A 19783-nucleotide genomic window follows, 5' to 3' on the forward strand; every position below is an offset into this window, starting at 1 on the left:
AGGTTATCCTTGCATCTGCGGCTTGTGCGCGGTGACGTGAATATAGCGGCCAAGGCTGATAAAAGGCTCCTGACGGCAATACCGCGTTTCTAATTCTGTTAAGGTGTCAAAACAGTCACGCTGTTTGTGTTTTTCACGCAGATAATCATGAAACACCCTGACGCCCGTCTTCCCGACGATCTGCCAGCCAATCGCTTCCAGCCAGCCATAAACCTGCTGTGGATCGCGCGGATAGTCCGGGGAAAGCGTGCGCTTTTTCTTTTTGGGCATCCCGACCTGAACATAGTCGAAGTTTCCTGCAACCATGTTGTGCATCAGGAAGCCGTTAGCATTGTAGAACATCAGCGACAGCGTGCCGCCCGGGCGTAACATCGACCACAGGGTTTGTAACACGCTTTGCGGATCGGCAACCCACTCCAGCACCGCATGAAACAATATCAGATCAACCTGGGTTTCCAAATGCTGCGCGATGTCCTGAGCGGCGCATTGTATAAAATGCATGTTGTCGCTCACACCTTTCTCTTCAGCAGCACGCGTCGCGCGGGCGACCATTTCAGCAGAAAGATCGCAAAGTGTGACGTGATGACCGCGCTCGGCCATTTTTATCGCCGTCTGCCCTTCACCGCCACCGGCGTCCAGCACGCGCAACGTTTGACCACCAAAGGTGGCCAGAATGGTGTCCAGATCCTGCCAGAGGATCGTCTGACGAAGCTGCCCTTTCGTGGTGCCATAAATGTTGCGCGAAAACTTTTCCGCGATGTCATCAAAATTGCGATCCCGCATTGGGAGAGTTCCACTCGCTAACTGCAAAACCGCTATTTTGTCACACCCGCGCGGAGAATGAACCTCTCTGGTGTAATATCACGGGTAATCACCTGCTATATGGTCAAAAAAGGAACCAAAAAGGATGCTTTTTACCCTTAAGAAATACATTGGAGGGATGATGCTTCCCCTTCCGCTGCTGCTCATCATCATCGCGCTGGGGCTGGCGCTGGTGTGGTTCAGTCGCTTTCAGAAGAGTGGCAAAACGCTTATCACGCTCGGCTGGTTTGTCCTGCTGCTGTTGAGCCTGCAGCCGGTCGCGGATGGTCTGCTACGCCCCATAGAAAACAAGTACCCAACGTGGCAGGGAAATCAGAAAGCGGCTTACATCGTGGTGCTGGGCGGCGGATATACCTGGGATCCTGACTGGGCCCCCAGTTCAAACCTGATCAACAACAGCCTGCCACGGCTAAACGAAGGCATTCGCCTCTGGCTGGCGAATCCGGGATCAAAAATGATCTTCACCGGCGCGGCGGCCAAAACGAACCCGGTGAGTACGGCTGAGGCAGGTGCCAGAGTCGCGGAATCACTCGGCGTGCCGCGCTCCTCAATTATCACTCTGGACAGCCCAAAAGATACCGAAGAAGAGGCTGCCGCAGTGAAGCAGGCGATTGGCGATGTTCCGTTCTTACTGGTGACCTCCGCTTCACACCTGCCGCGCGCGATGATTTTCTTTGAGAAGCAAGGCCTGCACCCGCTTCCCGCACCGGCAAACCAGATGGCCATCGACGCGCCGCTTAACCCGTGGGAACGGGCTATCCCCTCCCCGGCGTGGCTGATGCATAGCGATCGCGTCGGTTATGAGACGCTCGGACGCCTCTGGCAGTGGCTGAAAGGATCGTCAGGCGAGCCAGGGCAGGAGTGATTTGGTTGCCAGATCGAAGTTTGCGCGATTAAAACGTCCGGTATTCACCAGCTGCGCGACTTCGTCCCAGAGCAGATAAAGCCAGCGCCGCCAGAGAAACGCCTCTGCAACGGGCGCGCGTTGAAGGTAGTGCCACAGCAAACCTTCCGCCGCCCCGCTGTCGCTGAGCCTGAACAGCTCGTATTCGCGCGGAGCCCAGAGCATGATCCCCGGCCCCAACATCGCCAGAAGCTGATCGCTGCGGGAGTCTTTGAGCATGCTGCGCAGGGTGAAATTACCGTGGATCAGCACGCAGTTGTCGTTAAAACCGTCGAACAGCGCCGGTAAGCACTCGCGGGTGCGAAACAGAATACGCTTATCCTGCATGGTTAAACCGGTATTGTTGAACTGGTTAAGCGTCCCCCACAGGACCTCAACCCGCTGGCGATACCACAGCGGCCACAGGTTTTCCTGGGTGCTGTCGACCGGCCCGACAAGCCCGCGGCTATCCTGACGGTGCCAGGCCAGCAGCGCCTCGACAATCTGGTCTTTTAACTGCTCCCAGCGTTCCGGCGTGCGCGCGGGCGCTTCAACGGGCACGCCGCGCAAGCGCTCAATCAGCAGCACGTCCGGGCCGGGGTGTTCCTCGTGCGTCATTACGCCATACACCGTCGGCATACGGACGGTTCCCTCCCGCGCCAGCATCGACATTTTCCATGCAAGCTGCCTGGCAACGCCCGGCGAGGTGAAACTTCTGGCCATCAGCGGCATAGGGTTGCCCTGACTGTCATACAACGACCAAAGCGCGGTATCGGCCTTTTCACTCACGCATTCGACCCGGCTTAATTTCTCACCCAGCAGATGGCTAAGTTCGGCACGCAGCTGTTCCATATGAGATTACCCCCATTAAGACTACTGCTTTTATAATGAGCGTCCTGAAGGAAGATGTCACCCGGAAGAGATCAATTAGGGAAAAGAAAGGGGAATTAACGGGGAGAGGACATCCCCCCGTCAGGAGGGATGCAGGCGGTATTAGCGCAGCTCGGCGCGGACGCGCTCAAGATCTTCAGGCGTATCAACGCCCGTTCCAGGCACTTCGCTGGCAACGGCAACGTGAATTTTTTCGCCGTACCAGAGCACGCGAAGCTGCTCCAGCATTTCGATATGCTCCAGCGGACTTGGCGCCCAGGTAACATATCGACGAATAAAACCTGCCCGATAGCCGTAAATCCCAATATGACGCAGGAAGGTATCACCGATGGTCTCTTTAGAGAGAGCAAAGCGATCGCGATCCCAGGGGATCGTGGCGCGGGAGAAATAGAGCGCATAGCCTTCGGCATCCATGACCACCTTCACCGCATTCGGATTGAATGCCTCTTCAGCGTGGTGAATGGGCACCGCGAGCGTCGCCATACCAACCTGACGCTGAGCCAGGTTTTCTGCCACCTGACGGATAATCACCGCCGGGATCATCGGCTCGTCACCCTGCACGTTAACGATGACCGTATCATCACTGAAACCACATTTCTCAACCACTTCCGCCAGACGCTCGGTGCCGGACTGGTGATCGGCGCGGGTCATGCACACCTCACCGCCTGCCGCCTCAACCGCACGGGCGACGTCAGGATGATCGGTAGCAACAATCACGCGATCGGCACCGGATTCACGCGCACGCTCAAGAACATGCACAATCATCGGCTTGCCGTTGATATCCACCAGCGGTTTACCCGGCAGGCGCGTTGAGGCATAACGCGCAGGAATAATGACAACAAAACTCATGGTTTGCTCTCTTCTGCCACCAGGGAACGAGCTTCATTTTCCAGCAGTACCGGAATGCCGTCACGCAGCGGGAAAGCCAGGCTGTCCAGCTTGCAGATCAGCTCCTGTTTGTCCTGGCTGTAGTAGAGTTTGCCGTTGCATACCGGGCAGGCAATAATTTCAAGTAAACGGTGATCCATAGTTCCTCCGTATGGGTAATCGCTAAAGCTTAACACATTCCCTTTTCAGGGAGTGCCTGTTTCCCAGCCACTTCGACAGGTTGTAAACAGTCCGTCGGGTACCCGGCCCAGCGTCACGTCGCGGGCGCCCTGCCAGCGCGCGAATTCGCTAATGGCGAACGTTAACCCTTTTTCCAGGCTCACCGTCACCCTGACGCCCTCTTCCAGATAAAGCGCAATGATTTCAAGCGTGCCGGTCTTGCGGTGCATTTTGGCGTCCATGCGCCCGACCAGTTGCCCCTTATGCAGCAGCGGGAGAACAAAGTAACCATACTGGCGCTTTGGGGCCGGGGTATAACATTCCAGCCGATAGCTAAAATCGAACAGCTGCTCGGCGCGTTTTCTGTCCCAGACGACCGGGTCGAAAGGCGACAACACCGCACTGTGGGTTGCCTGAAGTTTCCCCTCCTGGGCCTGAGGCAGTAGCGGGAGGAGATCCGCATGCAGCCACATTTCGCCCAGCGTTTCCACCGTGACGGGAATGATGCGCTGTTCGCGTTGCCATATGTCCAGCAGCGGTTTCAGCGCGGGCTGGCGAAGGCGATAATAATCTGCCAGCCATTGCGTGCGAAAAATCCCCAGGCTGCGGGCGCTGTTCTCCAGCATGATGGCCTCGGCCGCCTCCTGGGTAAGCAGGTCACGCTCGTCGTCCCAGTGCGGCATCACGCGATGCGTCAGGTCGTAGACGCGCTGAAAATTACGCCGCTCAATCACCATGACTTTGCCAGAGGTAAACAGCCCTTCGAGATGACGTTTATGCGGCTTCCACTCCCACCAGCCGCTGGTGCCTTTGCGCGGGTGTTCAAAATCGGCGGAGCGTACGGGACCGTTATCCTGAATATGCGCGATTAGCTGCTCAATTTCGGCCGCATGTTCCAGCATCCACGCCTGTCGGTATTTCCAGCCCATCTTTTCCGGGGCAAGCATACGGTGGCGAACCAGGGCAAAATCGCTGCGGGGCAGGAAGCAGGCTTCGTGCGCCCAATACTCCATTAACGCCCCCTTGCTGAGCGCCTCATCCAGCCACTGCGAAGGATAATTTCCGAGGCGGCTAAACAGGACCAGGTAGGGGCTACGGGCCACAATGTTAATGGTGTCGATTTGAAGCAGCGACATGCGCTGGACGGTAGAGAGAATATCGGCAGGCTGCGCGCGGCGGCGGGGCTTTTTAAGCAGCCCCTGCGCGGCAAGGTGTAAATGACGTGCGGCTGAAAGCGAGAGTTGCGGTAAAGACATGCGTTTTCCTGTCAGTCAAAGCGCCACCAGAACCGCGTAAGCCTTTACTGCACCAACGCAATCAGTTCCTGGAGCAAGTGTTCCGGCTGCTCGCCGCTGAGTTCAGCGTCAACCGGCAGATACCACCAGTTATCTTTCGCAAAGGCACGGCATTTCACCGCATCTTTTTCGGTCATGATCAGAGACTGCCCGGGTACGGTCAGGGCGTCTACCTGCCCTTCCACCAGCGCCTGATGGTCGGCCAGCGGAACGCGTTTTTCCAGCCGGGCACCACACTGTTCCAGCGTCGCGAAGAAGCGCGGCGGATGGCCAATCCCCGCCATCGCCACCAGTGAAGGCAGCTCAGCAACCGACCGGCGTTCCCCCGTCACCAGGTTGACCGCAAGACCCGGCTGCAGGTGCATCGGGATTTCACCCGCGCTTGCTTTACCACCGTTAACAATCACCGCATCAACGGACTTAAGACGCGAAGCGCGTTCGCGCATGGGTCCGGCCGGCAGCCACCAGCCGTTACCGAAACGGCGAACGCCGTCGATGACCACAATCTCTTTATCACGCGCCAGGGCGTAATGCTGCAGGCCATCGTCAGTGATAATGATTTGTACCGCGTGTTCGGCAAGCAGTGCCTGAACGGCGTCGCTGCGCACCGGGGAGACCGCAACCGGTGCGCCGGTACGCTGGAAAATCAATACCGGTTCATCACCCGCTTCGGCGGTCGTGGTTTCCGCCGTCAGCAGCAGCGGATAACGCGCCGCTTTACCACCATATCCGCGCGATACCACCCCCGGGCGGATACCGCGTTTTTGCAATTGCTCCACCAGCCAGATCACCACCGGCGTTTTACCGTTGCCGCCCGCCGTAAGATTACCGACAACCACAACCGGAACCGGCGCGCGCCAGGCACGCTTCAGCCCCAGGCGGTATAGCAGACGGATAGTGCCGCTCACCAGGCCATATAGCCAGGAGAGCGGCAAAAGCAGCAGCCACAGCAGAGATTCACCGGACCAGATGCGTGCAATCATTGTTGGCCAAACTGCATCTTATGAAGCTGGGCGTAAACGCCGCGGTGTTCCAGCAAATCGGCATGGCTTCCGCGTTCAACAATGACGCCATCCTCAACCACGACGATTTCATCAGCCTGCTCGATAGTCGACAGACGGTGCGCAATCACCAGCGAGGTACGGTTCTTTTGCAGCTCATCCAGCGCAGACTGAATAGCGCGTTCAGATTCCGTATCCAGCGCAGAGGTCGCTTCGTCGAGAATCAGAATCGGGCTGTCGCGCAGCAGCGCACGCGCAATGGCGATACGCTGACGCTGACCACCGGAGAGCAGTACCCCGTTCTCACCGATTATGGTATCCAGACCGTTATCCATCTTGTTGATAAAGTCCATTGCGTAGGCCATACGCGCGGCGTTCTCAATCTGCTCGCGGCTGTACTCATCCGTGCGCGCATACGCAATGTTGTTAGCCACAGTATCGTTGAACAGGTGCACGTTCTGGGAAACCAGCGCCACCTGGTTACGCAGCGACTGCAGGGTATACTCCCGCAGGTCATGACCGTCTAACAGGATCTCACCTTCGTTAATATCGTAGAAACGGGTCATCAGGCTGGCAATAGTCGATTTACCCGAACCAGAACGGCCCACCAGCGCAACGGTTTTACCCGCCGGAATGGACAGGTTGATATTACGCAGCGCCGGCGTTTCACGTCCAGGATAGGCGAAAGTGACATTGCGGAACTCAACGTCGCCGCGGGCGCGCTCAATCTCGCGTGTACCTTCGTCTTTTTCCTGTTCGGAATCCAGAATGCTGAACAGCGTCTGACAGGCGGCCATCCCGCGCTGGAACTGGGCATTCACGTTAGTCAATGACTTCAGCGGACGCATCAGTGCAATCATAGAGGAGAAGACCACGGTAATGGTACCCGCCGTCAGCGTCTCCATGACGCTCGGGAAGCTTGCCGCATACAGGACGAATGCCAGTGCCAGGGAGGCAATCAGCTGAATAATCGGATCAGAGATGGAAGAGGCCGAGACCATTTTCATCCCCTGAAGACGCATTTTGTTGCTGACTTTATCAAAACGTTTGGTTTCGACGTCCTGACCGCCAAAAATCAGAACTTCTTTATGCCCTTTCAGCATCTGTTCCGCGCTGGTCGTCACCTGCCCCATCGTATTCTGCATCGTCTTACTGATATTGCGGAAGCGTTTTGAGACGACGCGGATGGCAATAGAAACTATCGGCGCCAGAACGATAAGGATGATCGACAGCTGCCAGCTGTAATAGAACATCATCGCGAACAGGCCAATGATTGACGCACCCTCACGCACAACGGTGATCAGCGCGCTTGAGGACGAGGAGGCAACCTGCTCTGAGTCGTAGGTAATACGGGACAGCAGCGTCCCGGTAGACTGCTTGTCAAAGAACGAGACCGGCATGCCCATCATGTGGCTGAACAGGCGACGGCGCATGGTCATCACCACTTTCCCTGATACCCAGGAAATACAGTAGCTTGAGATATAGCTGGTGATGCCGCGTAAGATCATCAGTCCGATAACCACCAGAGGCATCCATAGCAACACTGAGCGATCCGTTTTACCAAAACCGTCGTCCAGTAACGGTTTGAGAAGCGATAGCATAAAAGTATCGCTGGCTGCGTTGAGGATTAACGCTACTCCCGCCACGATCAGGCCTGTTTTAAAGGGCGCAATCATCGGCCAGAGTCGGCGGAAGGTTTGCCACGTGGAGAGATCTTTGTCGTTATGCATTCAAAAAACCAGCATTCGTTGAAATAGCCGCATATTCTACCCGTTATCGACGGGCGCGCCAAACCACTGATGATACCAAACGGGTAAAAATTGCTCTCGCAAGCGCCGGATTTGCCAGTGATGTTGCGAGAATGTCACCGATATTTGTCCAGAATGGGGGGTATCGTGCCAGATGACCCCCTCTTTTCGATAACGTCGGACAACTTTTGCCGACGGGAATCGCCAGGCGTTATACCGGGCCGCTGAATCCAGGGCGAGCTGACCTTCCACCCGCTGCACCAGCGGCAATGAAGACGACGTATTGCTGCCATGATGGGGCACCTGTATGAGCGTGGACGCCAGATAACGCCAGTAATGGCTAAGCATAGCCTGTTCCGCTTGCGCTTCAATGTCCCCTGTTAGCAGCACACTCTGCTCGCCGTCGTCCACCTTTACCACGCAGGAACGGTTGTTTCCCTGAGCCGGATAATTTTCAGGGGGCCAGTGGACGGTGAAGATGAGTCCCTGCCATCGCCATCTCTGCCCGCGAAAACAGGGACGATGTCCCGCCTGGCGCAAGGGGCTTCTTACCCATACGTCAGGCCACGCTTTTTGCAACGATACGAGGCCTCCCGCATGGTCGAGGTGCTCATGACTGAGAATCACGCCTTCAGGCCTCAGGTGATGCCAGCGAAGCCACGGGATAATTAACCGCTGCGCGCTATCCCCGCCCGGCCAGGCGAGACCGGTATCATAGAGAATAGCTTTCCCCTGCCGTTCAATGACCATCGCCAGCCCCTGCCCTACATCCAGCATATGCAGCGTCCAGCTCTCGCTTTTTGCCGTTCGCCAGAGAGGAAATGTCAGTAAGACACTTCCTGCCAGACACACGGCTGGAAGGGTTTTCCAGGCACGAAAGCGCCAGCCAATGATGATAAGCCAGGGCAGTAGCGTCATGTACTGCCAGCGTTGATCGACACTCTGCCAACCGTCAGGCAGGCGCATGAGGAGCCAGAACAACCCCGCAAGTGACCTATCGGCTGCGAACCAGACGACGCTTTCCAGAGCCGCCAGCGGTAACAGGTGAAGGAGCATGCCGAGCAGGATCAGCGGCACGGAGACAAACGTCACCAGGGGAACGGCAAAGAGATTCGCGACCAGGGAGGAGATGCTGAAGCCGTGGAAAATCAGAACCTGTAACGGCATGAGCAGCATCAGCATGCCGAGCTGCAGATAGAGCAGGTTCAGTAGCGGCCGAATACGTCGTGCCCGGTGCCAGTCAGGAAGAGGCAGCCACTGAAACCAGAAAATCAGGGCGGCGACGGCAAATGCGGACAGGGCCAGACTCTGCGAAAGTACGGCTAAGGGATCGCTTATCAGGATCGCCGCGATACAGCATACCCATACCTGCCAGGGAGACCACTGGCGGGCAGCGATCCGCAACATGGCAAGCACAGCAAGCGCGATGACCGTTCGTAGCGCAGGAGGCTGCAGACCGGTAAGCCAAGCGTAGAAAGCGGCAAAGCATAACCCGGCCAGGAGAGGCATTTGCCAGTGGACCCGGTGGCTGGGTAATAAAAACTGGAGTCCACGTGCGAGTAACCAGACGAGGGATGCCGCCAGCGCGATATGCAGACCCGAAATCGCCATCAAATGCAGCGTCCCGGTTTCACGCATCAGGTCTTTTATTTCCCGGGGCACATCCAGACGTTCTCCCATTCCCAGTCCCAGGATAACCGTCCCCCAGCGGTAAGCCGAAAGTCGGTTTTGCAGTGACGTCAGGTATTGTGCCCGCAGGCTGCAGCGTCCATCGACGAGTTCAGCACGGGTGAAGCGCCCGCTTAGCGTTTGATGTCGGGCAAAAGCGCTGCGCTGAGAATCATATCCGCCGTCGTTCAGTTCGCCGTGGGCAGGCCTGAGCCTGAGCGTCATGCTCCAGCGCTGACCGGCACACGCTTTCTGGGGCAGATAATTGCCATACAGCGTTACGCCGGTGGAGGCCCACCAGCGCCTGCCATCTACGCTGAGAATGTTTCCCTGATGCAGCGTTGCGCCATCTGTGGCGGTGAGCTCCACCTCAGCCTGCACAGCACCCGTGGTTAAATGCTGCATCGGCCAGACGCTCTCCTGCGCGGCAAGCATACCCCATGCACAAAATAACAACGCGATCCCGACATACTTCAGTCGTACGCTGTGCGTTGCGGCCAGCGCTATCCCGCCAACAATCATTAGCCAAACGGTATGACGTGATGGCAGTTCAGGTAACCAGAGTAACGGGGCTATTGCCAGAATGACGCAGACGCTAAGAGCGGGAATTCCCATTGCTACCTCCCTGTTTCAGGGGGGCAGTATGCAAGCAGGCAGAGCGAGTTGTCAGGTGAGAAGTATGTGTTTTACAGCGCGCGCTGTGCTGTTTTTATCGGTTTGCAGAAAATGAAACGAAAAATGCGGGGCACCTTCAGAATGAAAGCGACAGAGGCAAAAAAAGCACCCGCAGGTGCTTTCTTTCGAACCCAGTTTAACCGGCTGGCTAAACTCAGTTGCCGTAAATATTGGCGCGATCGCGCAGTTCTTTACCCGGCTTAAAGTGTGGAACGTACTTACCTTCCAGCTCGACTTTATCGCCAGTTTTCGGGTTACGCCCGGTACGTGGAGCACGATAGTGCAGAGAAAAACTACCGAAACCGCGGATTTCAATGCGCTCGCCCTGGGCAAGAGTGGTGGCCATATGCTCCAGCATCTCTTTTACGGCATCTTCCACTGCCTTGGCAGGGATATGCGGTTGCTGACTGGCAAGTCTTTCAATCAATTCTGACTTGGTCATGATTCCTCCGGTTCCTTTCAAACCAATTAGCTGAACAGCTCATTAAACAAGGGCGGCCGTAGCCGCCCTTTGTTATTGATTACAGGACGAATCCTGCAATCTGTCAAGTTTGCTCCTCATCCTTCGCGCTGTAAATGCGTTACAGCGCAAATGATGCTGAGAACCTGATATTACTCGCCTTTAGCTGCTTTGAAAGCTTCAGCCATTGCGTTGTTAGAGAAGTTTGCATCTTCCTGTTTGTTAACAGTTGCGATTGCATCTTTCTCATCAGCTTCGTCTTTAGCACGAACAGACAGGCTGATTGCACGGTTCTTACGGTCAACACCGGTGAACTTAGCTTCAACGTCGTCGCCTACGTTCAGAACCAGAGTGGCATCTTCAACGCGGTCACGTGAAGCTTCAGAAGCGCGCAGGTAACCTTCAACGCCGTCAGCCAGTTCTACGGTTGCGCCTTTAGCGTCAACTGCAGTCACTTTACCGTTTACGATTGCGCCTTTCTTGTTCAGTGCAACCCAGTTGTTGAACGGATCTTCTGCGAGCTGTTTAACGCCCAGGGAGATACGCTCACGCTCTGCGTCAACCTGCAGAACAACTGCAGCGATTTCGTCGCCTTTTTTGTATTCACGAACTGCTTCTTCGCCTGCAACGTTCCAGGAGATGTCAGACAGGTGAACCAGGCCATCGATGCCGCCGTCCAGGCCGATGAAGATACCGAAGTCAGTGATAGACTTGATTTTACCTTCAACACGGTCGCCCTTGTTGTGGGTTTCCGCGAACTGCTGCCATGGGTTGTTTTTGCACTGTTTCAGGCCCAGGGAGATACGACGACGTTCTTCGTCGATATCCAGAACCATCACTTCCACTACATCACCAACGTTAACAACTTTGGATGGGTGGATGTTTTTGTTGGTCCAGTCCATTTCGGAAACGTGCACCAGACCTTCAACGCCTTCTTCGATTTCAACGAAGCAGCCGTAGTCAGTCAGGTTGGTTACGCGACCAGTCAGTTTAGTACCTTCTGGGTAACGCTTAGCGATAGCTACCCATGGATCTTCGCCCAGCTGTTTCAGGCCGAGGGATACACGAGTACGCTCGCGGTCGAACTTCAGCACTTTAACAGTGATTTCGTCGCCCACGTTCACGATTTCGCTTGGGTGCTTAACGCGTTTCCACGCCATGTCGGTGATGTGCAGCAGGCCATCAACGCCGCCCAGGTCAACGAATGCGCCGTAGTCAGTGAGGTTCTTAACGATACCTTTGACTTCCATGCCTTCCTGGAGGTTTTCCAGCAGCTGATCGCGTTCTGCGCTGTTTTCGGATTCGATAACGGCACGACGGGATACAACAACGTTGTTACGCTTCTGGTCCAGCTTGATTACTTTGAACTCAAGCTCTTTGCCTTCCAGGTGCAGAGTGTCACGAACTGGACGAACGTCTACCAGAGAACCTGGCAGGAACGCACGAATACCATTCAGCTCAACAGTGAAGCCACCTTTAACTTTGCCGTTGATAACACCGACCACAGTTTCAGCTTCTTCGTAAGCTTTTTCCAGCGTGATCCATGCTTCGTGACGTTTAGCTTTCTCACGAGAAAGCAGGGTTTCACCGAAGCCGTCTTCTACTGCGTCCAGAGCAACGTCAACTTCGTCACCTACCTGGATTTCCAGCTCGCCCTGGGCGTTTTTGAACTGCTCTGCCGGAATGGCGGACTCAGATTTCAGACCGGCGTCAACCAGTACTACGTCTTTGTCGATAGCAACAACAACACCGCGAACGATGGAACCCGGGCGGGTTTCGATTGTTTTTAAGGATTCTTCAAACAGTTGAGCAAAAGATTCAGTCATGTTTAATCTTCAGGTTAATATTAACGTCCACCTGGCTCCGTGCCGGATGGGGTTGTTTCACATACCCGCCGTCAATCCATTGCAGCGGGGGTACTACTAAATCGGTCGCGATTAGGCGAGTGCCAGTTTTTGGCGCGCATATTGTAGCGCTTTTTCAATCACTTGCTCAATAGTTAAACTGGTTGAATCCAGAACTAATGCATCTTCTGCAGGAACAAGTGGGGCGACGGCGCGGTTACGATCGCGGTCATCGCGCTCTTTTATCTCGGATAAAAGGCGATCAAAGTTAACACTAAACCCCTTTTCCTGCAACTGAAGCATGCGGCGTTGAGCACGTTCTTCCGAAGAGGCGTCAAGGAAAATTTTCACAGGCGCATCAGGGAATACCACGGTTCCCATATCGCGTCCGTCAGCGATCAGACCTGGGGCTTCACGGAACGCGCGCTGACGACGCAGCAGCGCCTCACGAACGCGCGGGAAGGCCGCAACCTGGGAGGCCGCATTCGCCACTTCCTGCGTACGGATTTCGCCGCTCACGTCTTCCCCTTCAAGGATGACTTCCAGGTTGCCATCAGTCGACACGAAACGCACATCCAGATGCGCAGCCAGCGGAACCAGCGCCTCCTCAGACGCGACATCCACGTGATGATGCAGCGCGGCCAGCGCCAGCACGCGATAGATTGCTCCCGAATCTAAAAGATGCCATTGCAATGCTTCCGCCATCGCTTTGCACAGAGTACCTTTCCCTGCGCCACTCGGCCCATCAATGGTGATTACCGGGGCAACTGCCGTCATCTTTTTCTCCTTAAATAAGGCATACCGTTTACATGAACGCCGCGCATTATACGCGCCAACGTGCGCAACTGTTACCTTTGCGTGCAAATTACGGAATGATTGAAGCAGAGTGTAGAAGAAATGAGCGGAGGTGTTCGTAATGAAGCGTAAGCAAATGCCGCATCGGACGATGCGGCAAGGCGTTATCAGGCCAGCGTGCTAATGCGTGCCAGCTGTTCGAAGTAGTCCGGGAAGGTTTTCGCGGTACATTTCGGATCAAGAATGGTGACAGGCGTGTCTGACAGCGCCACCAGCGAGAAGCACATCGCCATACGGTGATCGTTGTAGGTTCCGATTTCCGCAAACTGCAGTTTTGCCGAAGGGGTCACGCGAATGTAGTCTTCGCCCTCTTCCACCTCGGCGCCGACTTTTCGCAGCTCTGTCGCCATTGCGAACAGGCGGTCCGTCTCTTTTACGCGCCAGTTGTAGATATTACGCAGCGTGGTCGTGCCTTTGGCAAACAGCGCCGCCGTGGCAATGGTCATCGCCGCATCCGGGATATGGTTCATGTCCATGTCGATGGCGTTCAGCTCGCCGTGGGTACAGGAGATGAAGTCATCGCCCCAGGTGACAGTAGCGCCCATTTTTTCCAGCACGTCCGCAAAACGGATGTCGCCCTGCACGCTGTTACGGCCAATACCGGTCACTTTTACCGTGCCGCCTTTAATCGCCCCCGCGGCCAGGAAGTAGGACGCGGATGACGCATCCCCTTCAACCAGGTAGTTGCCCGGAGACTGGTACTGCTGCGCCCCGCGCACCACGAAGCGCTGATAAGACTGGTTTTCCACCTCAACGCCGAAGGTTTTCATCAGGTGCAGGGTGATATCAATGTACGGTTTGGAGACCAGCTCACCTTTAATCGTGATAACCGTATCCTGCGGTGCCAGCGGCGCGGTCATCAGCAGTGCCGTCAGGAACTGGCTGGAAACGCTGCCGTCAACCTCGACGTGACCGCCGGTAAAACCGCCGCGCAGACGCAGTGGCGGATAGTTTTCCTGCTCCAGATACTCAATCTGCGCGCCGCCCTGACGCAGGGCATCCACCAGATGACCAATTGGACGCTCTTTCATGCGCGGCTCGCCGGTCAGCACGATGTTGTTGTTCCCCAGGCACAGAGCCGCCGCCAGCGGGCGCATCGCGGTACCCGCGTTGCCCAGAAACAGTTCAAGCTCTTCGCCCGAACGCAGCGCGCCGCCGTTGCCGGTCACTTCGCAGCGGGTACGATCGTCGGAGAGAGTGTAATGAACGCCCAACGCTTTCAGCGCATTGAGCATATGGCGCACGTCATCGCTGTCCAGCAGGTTTGTGAGGACGGTGGTGCCGTTTGCCAGAGCTGCCAGCAGCAGAGCGCGGTTCGAGACACTTTTTGAACCAGGCAGATTAATGGTGCCATCTACCCGCGCGATAGGTTGTAACGTCAGGGATTCCATGAAAACTAAACTCTCAACTCAACATAATAAAAACCCCGCAGGGACGCTGCGGGGGTGAAAAACAGCAAATTAACCGTGACGACGTTCGAAGTCGATCATGAAATCCGTCAGGGCTTTAACGCCTTCCAGCGGCATCGCGTTATAGATGGAGGCACGCATGCCGCCAACGACACGGTGACCTTTGAGCGCATGCAGACCTGCCGCGAAGGACTCTTCCAGGAACACTTTGTCCAGGCTGCTGTCCGCCAGCTGGAACGGTACGTTCATGCGGGAACGGTTAGCGTTCGCCACATCGTTGCGGTAGAAATCGCTCTTGTCGATCGCGCCATACAGCAGTTCGGCTTTCTGCTGATTCACCTTGTCCATCTGCGCCACGCCGCCGTTTTGCTTCAGCCATTTGAAGACCAGGCCGGAGAGATACCAGGCAAACGTTGGTGGGGTGTTGAACATAGAGTCGTTATCGTTCAGCACGGTGTAATCGAGAATCGACGGGCAGGATTTATGCGCTTTACCCAGCAGGTCTTCACGCACGACGACGATAGTCAAACCGGCCGGACCGATATTTTTCTGCGCGCCCGCATAGATAACGCCGTAGCGGCTGACATCAATTGGCGCAGACAGAATGGTGGAGGAAAAGTCGGCGGCAACCACGACATCGCTGCCGAAGTTTGGCGTCTCGTCGATGGCAATCCCGTCAATGGTTTCGTTCGGGCAGTAGTGCAGATACGCTGCGTTATCAGAAAGCTGCCACTCGCTCATTGGCTTCACGGCGCGCAGACCGTCAACGGTCACTTTGGCGTCGATAACATTCGGCGTGCAGTATTTATGCGCTTCTTTAACGGCGCTTGCCGCCCAGTAACCCGCGTCAACGTAGTCAGCCGTCGTTTTGTCACCGAGGATATTCAGCGGAATGCCCGCAAACTGGCCGCGTCCACCGCCGTGACAGAACAATACTTTGTAGTTCGAGGGAATATTCAGCAGATCGCGAAAATCCTTTTCTGCCTCTTCCGCCACCTGAATAAACTCTTTACCACGGTGGCTGATTTCCATCACCGACGTACCGAGACCGTTCCAGTCACAAAGTTCCTGTTGAGCCTGTTTAAGCACGTCTGCCGGTAACATTGCCGGACCTGAACTGAAATTAAAGACTTGAGCCATTTCCCCTCACCACGCTAAAAGCCATAAGTTATAACTGTGGATATCGGTTTTATCATTCAGTGACACGCGCCGCAATGTCTAAAACTTATGACCCGTGAAATGTGCCCCGCGTCACACAAAACAATCTTCCGCCTCGCTAAGACAAAACCGACAAAATGGCTGTCAGGTGATGCGTTTGGCCCGGCTAACCTTCGTCCATTCCGGATTTGCACAGCGGGGGCATAATTGGCGATCCCCCGGCTGCATCGCGACTACATGGCTACATCTTACGCAAGCATACTCGCCCGATTCCGGTACCGTTCTGAAACGCTCAATGAGCATATCCGGCAGGATACACAGTCCCGGCTTCACCTCGTCGTCAGAATAGTAATAGACGCTGATCTGCCCGTTGGTTTCCATGATCGCCAGACGCACCTGCCCGAGCTGTTCAACGCTGTTCAGGCGTAGCTCCATAAAGAACTCAAACTCGGTCATATTGGCGCTTTGTACATTTTCCCAGGCCAGCTGTCCGTCCTCGACGATAACGACCGGCTTGCCTTCAAGCAGATCTTCCAGCTTTTCGCTTTTCGACATCAGCCACATGACAAGACGGTAAAGTAGCGCCAGTGAGACAAAAACGATAAACACCGGCACCATCGGCACGTCGTCATAAAAGGCGACGTCCCCCGCCGCTGAGCCCAGCGTCAGGATGATCAACACCTCAAAGAGGGACATCTGCCGCACGCCGCGACGGCCGGTGATTTTAAGAAACAGGAAGACAAGTACGAAGGTATACAGGCTGCGCAGCGCCACTTCGCCCAGAAATTCAGGAGGAACTTTATCAAACGCCATCCGCTGGAGATCAAATGCTTTCATTTTTCTATGCCTTAACAGTCAGTTACTGCCACTAAGCATAGCCCAGCCTTTTATTTTCGCCGAAGATAGCACCCGCAACGCAAAACCCGTATCATTGCGCGCTTTACGTACGATAAAAGTGAACGCCATGACTCAAACGTTTATCCCCGGCAAAGACGCCGCTCTGGAAGATTCCATCGCTCGCTTCCAGCAGAAACTGACCGACCTGGGTTTTAACATCGAAGAAGCCTCCTGGCTCAATCCGGTGCCTCATGTCTGGTCCGTGCATATTCGCGATAAAGACTGTGCCCTGTGCTTTACCAACGGTAAAGGCGCGACAAAAAAAGCGGCACTGGCCTCTGCGCTGGGTGAGTATTTTGAGCGTCTGTCCACCAACTATTTCTTCGCTGACTTCTGGCTGGGCGAGACCATCGCTAACGGTCCGTTCGTTCACTATCCAAATGAAAAATGGTTCCCGCTGACCGAAGATGACGAACTGCCGGAAGGTATTCTCGACGCGCGCCTGCGTGCCTTCTACGATCCAGACAGCGAACTGACCGCCAGCATGCTGATCGATCTGCAGTCCGGTAACGAGGATCGCGGTATCTGCGCCCTGCCGTTTACCCGTCAGTCAGACGAGCAGACCGTTTATATCCCGATGAACATCGTCGGCAACCTGTATGTGTCCAACGGTATGTCCGCCGGTAACACCCGCAATGAAGCGCGCGTGCAGGGTCTGTCTGAAGTCTTTGAGCGTCACATCAAAAACCGCATCATCGCCGAATCCATCAGCCTGCCTGAAATTCCGGCCGACGTGCTGGCGCGCTACCCGGGCGTAGTGGAGTCCATCGCTAAGCTCGAAGCCGAAGGTTTCCCAATCTTTGCCTATGACGGCTCGCTGGGCGGTAAGTACCCGGTTATCTGCGTCGTGCTGTTTAACCCGGCCAACGGCACCTGCTTCGCCTCCTTCGGCGCGCACCCTGACTTCGGCGTGGCGCTGGAGCGTACCGTTACCGAGCTGCTGCAGGGCCGTAGCCTGAAAGATCTCGACGTCTTCACCCCGCCAACGTTTGACGACGAAGAAGTGGCCGAGCATACCAACCTTGAAACCCACTTCATCGACTCCAGCGGTTTAATTTCCTGGGATATGTTCAAGCAGGACGCCGACTATCCGTTCGTGGACTGGAGCTTTGCCGGTACCACGGAAGAAGAGTTCGCCACGCTGATGGCGATCTTCAACGCGGAAGATCAGGAAGTTTATATTGCCGACTACGAACACCTTGGCGTCTACGCGTGCCGCATTATTGTTCCAGGCATGTCCGACATCTACCCGGCTGAAGATCTGTGGCTGGCGAATAACAGCATGGGCGCGCACCTGCGCGAAACGCTGCTGGCTCTGCCGGGCAGCGAATGGGAGAAAGAAGATTATCTGAACCTGATCGCCCAGCTGGACGAAGAAGGCCACGATGACTTCACCCGCGTACGCGAACTGCTGGGTCTGGCGACCGGTAAAGACAACGGCTGGTATACCCTGCGTATCGGTGAGCTGAAAGCGATGCTGGCCCTGGCGGGTGGCGATTTGGATCAGGCTCTGGCCTGGACCGAGTGGACCATGGAATTCAACCAGTCTGTCTTCTCTGCCGAGCGCACCAATTATTACCGCTGCCTGCAAACCCTGTTGCTGCTGGCACAGGAAGACGATCGCGAGCCGCTGCAATACCTGAACGCTTTCGTGCGTATGTACGGTGCTGAGGCCGTAGAAGCAGCCAGCGCGGCCCTGAGCGGCGAAGCGCCGTTCTATGGCCTGCAGGCTGTTGATAGCGATCTGAAAGCCTTCCCGGCGCACCAGTCGCTGCTGAAGGCCTATGAAAAGCTGCTGAAAGCAAAAGCCGCTTACTGGTCAAAATAAGCGCACATAACATTACCAGCAGTAGGCGTATTCAATCGTCTGGGCTATATTACGGGGCAATTTCATTGCCCCGTTTTTTATTTTCTTCGGCAATGACTGTTGATTGTAATAATAAAGTTAAACCTGGGTAAATATAATAATATTTACCTGGGCTTTACTGTTACTTTTTATGGTAAATACTCCATACTAATTAACTGTCTCAGAGGTGGCTGAACGAAAAAATTCAACTCTTTTCATAACTTTTAAAATTTATTTTTATACGGATAATCAAATACTTACTCCGCATTTGTCGTAAAACCATACACACTGCGGGCCTATAAGCCAGGCGAGATATGATCTATATCAATTTCTCTTCTATAATGCTTTGTTAGTATCTCGTCGCCGACTTAATAAAGAGAGAGTTAGTGTGAAAGCTGACAACCCTTTTGATCTTTTACTCCCTGCTGCGATGGCCAAAGTTGCCGAAGAAGCAGGTGTCTATAAAGCAACGAAACACCCGATGAAGACGTTCTATCTGGCGATCACGGCTGGTGTGTTCATCTCTATCGCTTTCGTCTTCTACATCACCGCCACCACCGGTACTGCCGGAATGCCTTTCGGCATGGCCAAACTGATTGGCGGCATTTGCTTCTCACTGGGTCTGATTCTCTGCGTCATCTGCGGCGCCGACCTCTTCACCTCAACGGTGCTGATTGTCGTGGCAAAGGCCAGCGGAAGAATTACCTGGGGTCAGCTGGCACGTAACTGGCTTAACGTCTACGTGGGAAACCTGGTTGGCTGTCTGCTCTTTGTTTTGTTGATGTGGCTTTCTGGCGAGTACATGACCGCCAACGGTGGCTGGGGCCTTAACGTCCTGCAAACCGCCGACCACAAAATGCACCACACATTTATCGAAGCCGTTGCTCTCGGCATCCTCGCTAACCTGATGGTCTGCCTGGCTGTATGGATGAGCTACTCGGGTCGTAGCCTGATGGACAAAGCCTTAATTATGGTTCTGCCGGTTGCGATGTTTGTTGCCAGCGGCTTTGAGCACAGTATCGCGAATATGTTCATGATCCCAATGGGCATAGTCATCCGCGACTTTGCGAGCCCGGAGTTCTGGACCGCAGTTGGTTCATCCCCGGAAAGTTTCTCTCACCTGACTATTATGAATTTCATTACTGATAACCTGATCCCTGTCACTATCGGGAACATTATCGGTGGGGGTCTGTTAGTTGGGTTGACATACTGGGTCATTTACCTGCGTGGCGACGATCATCATTGATGGTTTTCTCAGGCAGTAAATAAAAAATCCACTTAAGA

The 19783-nt window shown here is 55.0% G+C and carries 17 protein-coding genes; 3 read left to right on the top strand and 14 right to left on the bottom strand.

Annotated elements, in window-relative coordinates:
* Positions 1–3 precede the first annotated feature (3 nt).
* Complete coding sequence (cmoM, locus tag KIF87_RS07520) at positions 4–783, bottom strand: tRNA uridine 5-oxyacetic acid(34) methyltransferase CmoM (protein WP_023311004.1); 780 nt, start codon at positions 781–783, stop codon at positions 4–6.
* Positions 784–907: 124 nt separating this feature from the next.
* Between cmoM and elyC the strand changes: the two genes are divergently transcribed.
* Entirely contained in the window at positions 908–1687 is a 780-nt protein-coding gene (gene elyC / locus KIF87_RS07525) for an envelope biogenesis factor ElyC (RefSeq protein ID WP_213328370.1), read from the top strand.
* Here elyC and KIF87_RS07530 read toward each other — a convergent pair.
* From KIF87_RS07530 to KIF87_RS07590, 13 genes are all read right to left on the bottom strand, one after another.
* Positions 1664–2557 carry a YcbJ family phosphotransferase gene (locus tag KIF87_RS07530; RefSeq protein WP_023311002.1) on the bottom strand — a complete coding sequence of 298 codons (894 nt, stop codon included), beginning with the start codon at positions 2555–2557 and terminating at the stop codon, positions 1664–1666. The two genes, elyC and KIF87_RS07530, sit on opposite strands and share 24 nt — an antisense overlap.
* Positions 2558–2698: 141 nt before the next feature.
* Positions 2699–3445 carry a 3-deoxy-manno-octulosonate cytidylyltransferase gene (gene kdsB, locus KIF87_RS07535; protein WP_023311001.1) on the bottom strand — a complete coding sequence of 249 codons (747 nt, stop codon included), beginning with the start codon at positions 3443–3445 and terminating at the stop codon, positions 2699–2701.
* Positions 3442–3624, bottom strand: a complete 183-nt coding sequence (ycaR, locus tag KIF87_RS07540; RefSeq protein WP_006174474.1) for a protein YcaR — start codon at positions 3622–3624, stop codon at positions 3442–3444. Before ycaR ends, kdsB begins: the two co-directional genes overlap by 4 nt.
* A 45-nt stretch (positions 3625–3669) precedes the next feature.
* Positions 3670–4899: a winged helix-turn-helix domain-containing protein gene (locus KIF87_RS07545; RefSeq protein ID WP_213328371.1), complete on the bottom strand. Its 1230-nt coding sequence runs from the start codon at positions 4897–4899 to the stop codon at positions 3670–3672.
* A gap of 44 nt (positions 4900–4943) precedes the next feature.
* Positions 4944–5921 carry a tetraacyldisaccharide 4'-kinase gene (lpxK, locus tag KIF87_RS07550; RefSeq protein ID WP_213328372.1) on the bottom strand — a complete coding sequence of 326 codons (978 nt, stop codon included), beginning with the start codon at positions 5919–5921 and terminating at the stop codon, positions 4944–4946.
* A complete protein-coding gene (gene msbA / locus KIF87_RS07555; protein WP_213328373.1) occupies positions 5918–7669 on the bottom strand; it encodes a lipid A ABC transporter ATP-binding protein/permease MsbA in 1752 nt (583 codons plus the stop codon). The genes lpxK and msbA overlap by 4 nt, the downstream gene beginning before the upstream one ends.
* Positions 7670–7705: 36 nt before the next feature.
* Positions 7706–9970 carry a ComEC family protein gene (locus KIF87_RS07560; protein ID WP_213328374.1) on the bottom strand — a complete coding sequence of 755 codons (2265 nt, stop codon included), beginning with the start codon at positions 9968–9970 and terminating at the stop codon, positions 7706–7708.
* 214 nt (positions 9971–10184) lie between these two features.
* A complete protein-coding gene (gene ihfB, locus KIF87_RS07565; protein WP_003858233.1) occupies positions 10185–10472 on the bottom strand; it encodes an integration host factor subunit beta in 288 nt (95 codons plus the stop codon).
* Between the two features lie 170 nt (positions 10473–10642).
* Complete coding sequence (gene rpsA, locus KIF87_RS07570) at positions 10643–12316, bottom strand: 30S ribosomal protein S1 (RefSeq protein ID WP_014169387.1); 1674 nt, start codon at positions 12314–12316, stop codon at positions 10643–10645.
* Between the two features lie 111 nt (positions 12317–12427).
* Positions 12428–13111: a (d)CMP kinase gene (gene cmk, locus KIF87_RS07575; protein ID WP_013097305.1), complete on the bottom strand. Its 684-nt coding sequence runs from the start codon at positions 13109–13111 to the stop codon at positions 12428–12430.
* A gap of 185 nt (positions 13112–13296) precedes the next feature.
* Positions 13297–14580, bottom strand: a complete 1284-nt coding sequence (gene aroA, locus KIF87_RS07580) for a 3-phosphoshikimate 1-carboxyvinyltransferase (protein ID WP_213328375.1) — start codon at positions 14578–14580, stop codon at positions 13297–13299.
* A gap of 69 nt (positions 14581–14649) precedes the next feature.
* Positions 14650–15738: a 3-phosphoserine/phosphohydroxythreonine transaminase gene (serC, locus tag KIF87_RS07585; protein WP_213328376.1), complete on the bottom strand. Its 1089-nt coding sequence runs from the start codon at positions 15736–15738 to the stop codon at positions 14650–14652.
* Between the two features lie 162 nt (positions 15739–15900).
* Entirely contained in the window at positions 15901–16593 is a 693-nt protein-coding gene (locus tag KIF87_RS07590; protein ID WP_023310994.1) for a DUF421 domain-containing protein, read from the bottom strand.
* Between the two features lie 127 nt (positions 16594–16720).
* Between KIF87_RS07590 and ycaO the strand changes: the two genes are divergently transcribed.
* Together ycaO and focA are read left to right on the top strand one after the other, a co-directional pair.
* Positions 16721–18481, top strand: coding sequence for a 30S ribosomal protein S12 methylthiotransferase accessory factor YcaO (ycaO, locus tag KIF87_RS07595; RefSeq protein WP_213328377.1), 1761 nt, complete (start codon positions 16721–16723; stop codon positions 18479–18481).
* A 406-nt stretch (positions 18482–18887) separates the two neighbouring features.
* Positions 18888–19745 (top strand): formate transporter FocA, encoded by an 858-nt coding sequence (focA, locus tag KIF87_RS07600; RefSeq protein ID WP_008499974.1) that lies wholly within the window; start codon positions 18888–18890, stop codon positions 19743–19745.
* The last annotated feature ends 38 nt before the right edge of the window (positions 19746–19783 follow it).

This window comes from Enterobacter sp. 120016, assembly GCF_018383635.1.
Taxonomy (GTDB): Bacteria; Pseudomonadota; Gammaproteobacteria; order Enterobacterales; family Enterobacteriaceae; genus Enterobacter; species Enterobacter asburiae_D.

What these genes read in the sequence shown, in the direction of transcription:
- lpxK (WP_213328372.1), bottom strand. Translation starts at nt 5,921, where the DNA reads ATGATTGCACGCATCTGGTCCGGTGAATCTCTGCTGTGGCTGCTGCTT.
- ycaR (WP_006174474.1), bottom strand. Translation starts at nt 3,624, where the DNA reads ATGGATCACCGTTTACTTGAAATTATTGCCTGCCCGGTATGCAACGGC.
- KIF87_RS07590 (WP_023310994.1), bottom strand. Translation starts at nt 16,593, where the DNA reads ATGAAAGCATTTGATCTCCAGCGGATGGCGTTTGATAAAGTTCCTCCT.
- KIF87_RS07545 (WP_213328371.1), bottom strand. Translation starts at nt 4,899, where the DNA reads ATGTCTTTACCGCAACTCTCGCTTTCAGCCGCACGTCATTTACACCTT.
- cmk (WP_013097305.1), bottom strand. Translation starts at nt 13,111, where the DNA reads ATGACGGCAGTTGCCCCGGTAATCACCATTGATGGGCCGAGTGGCGCA.
- ihfB (WP_003858233.1), bottom strand. Translation starts at nt 10,472, where the DNA reads ATGACCAAGTCAGAATTGATTGAAAGACTTGCCAGTCAGCAACCGCAT.
- serC (WP_213328376.1), bottom strand. Translation starts at nt 15,738, where the DNA reads ATGGCTCAAGTCTTTAATTTCAGTTCAGGTCCGGCAATGTTACCGGCA.
- aroA (WP_213328375.1), bottom strand. Translation starts at nt 14,580, where the DNA reads ATGGAATCCCTGACGTTACAACCTATCGCGCGGGTAGATGGCACCATT.
- ycaO (WP_213328377.1), top strand. Translation starts at nt 16,721, where the DNA reads ATGACTCAAACGTTTATCCCCGGCAAAGACGCCGCTCTGGAAGATTCC.
- kdsB (WP_023311001.1), bottom strand. Translation starts at nt 3,445, where the DNA reads ATGAGTTTTGTTGTCATTATTCCTGCGCGTTATGCCTCAACGCGCCTG.
- cmoM (WP_023311004.1), bottom strand. Translation starts at nt 783, where the DNA reads ATGCGGGATCGCAATTTTGATGACATCGCGGAAAAGTTTTCGCGCAAC.
- rpsA (WP_014169387.1), bottom strand. Translation starts at nt 12,316, where the DNA reads ATGACTGAATCTTTTGCTCAACTGTTTGAAGAATCCTTAAAAACAATC.
- KIF87_RS07560 (WP_213328374.1), bottom strand. Translation starts at nt 9,970, where the DNA reads ATGGGAATTCCCGCTCTTAGCGTCTGCGTCATTCTGGCAATAGCCCCG.
- elyC (WP_213328370.1), top strand. Translation starts at nt 908, where the DNA reads ATGCTTTTTACCCTTAAGAAATACATTGGAGGGATGATGCTTCCCCTT.
- KIF87_RS07530 (WP_023311002.1), bottom strand. Translation starts at nt 2,557, where the DNA reads ATGGAACAGCTGCGTGCCGAACTTAGCCATCTGCTGGGTGAGAAATTA.
- msbA (WP_213328373.1), bottom strand. Translation starts at nt 7,669, where the DNA reads ATGCATAACGACAAAGATCTCTCCACGTGGCAAACCTTCCGCCGACTC.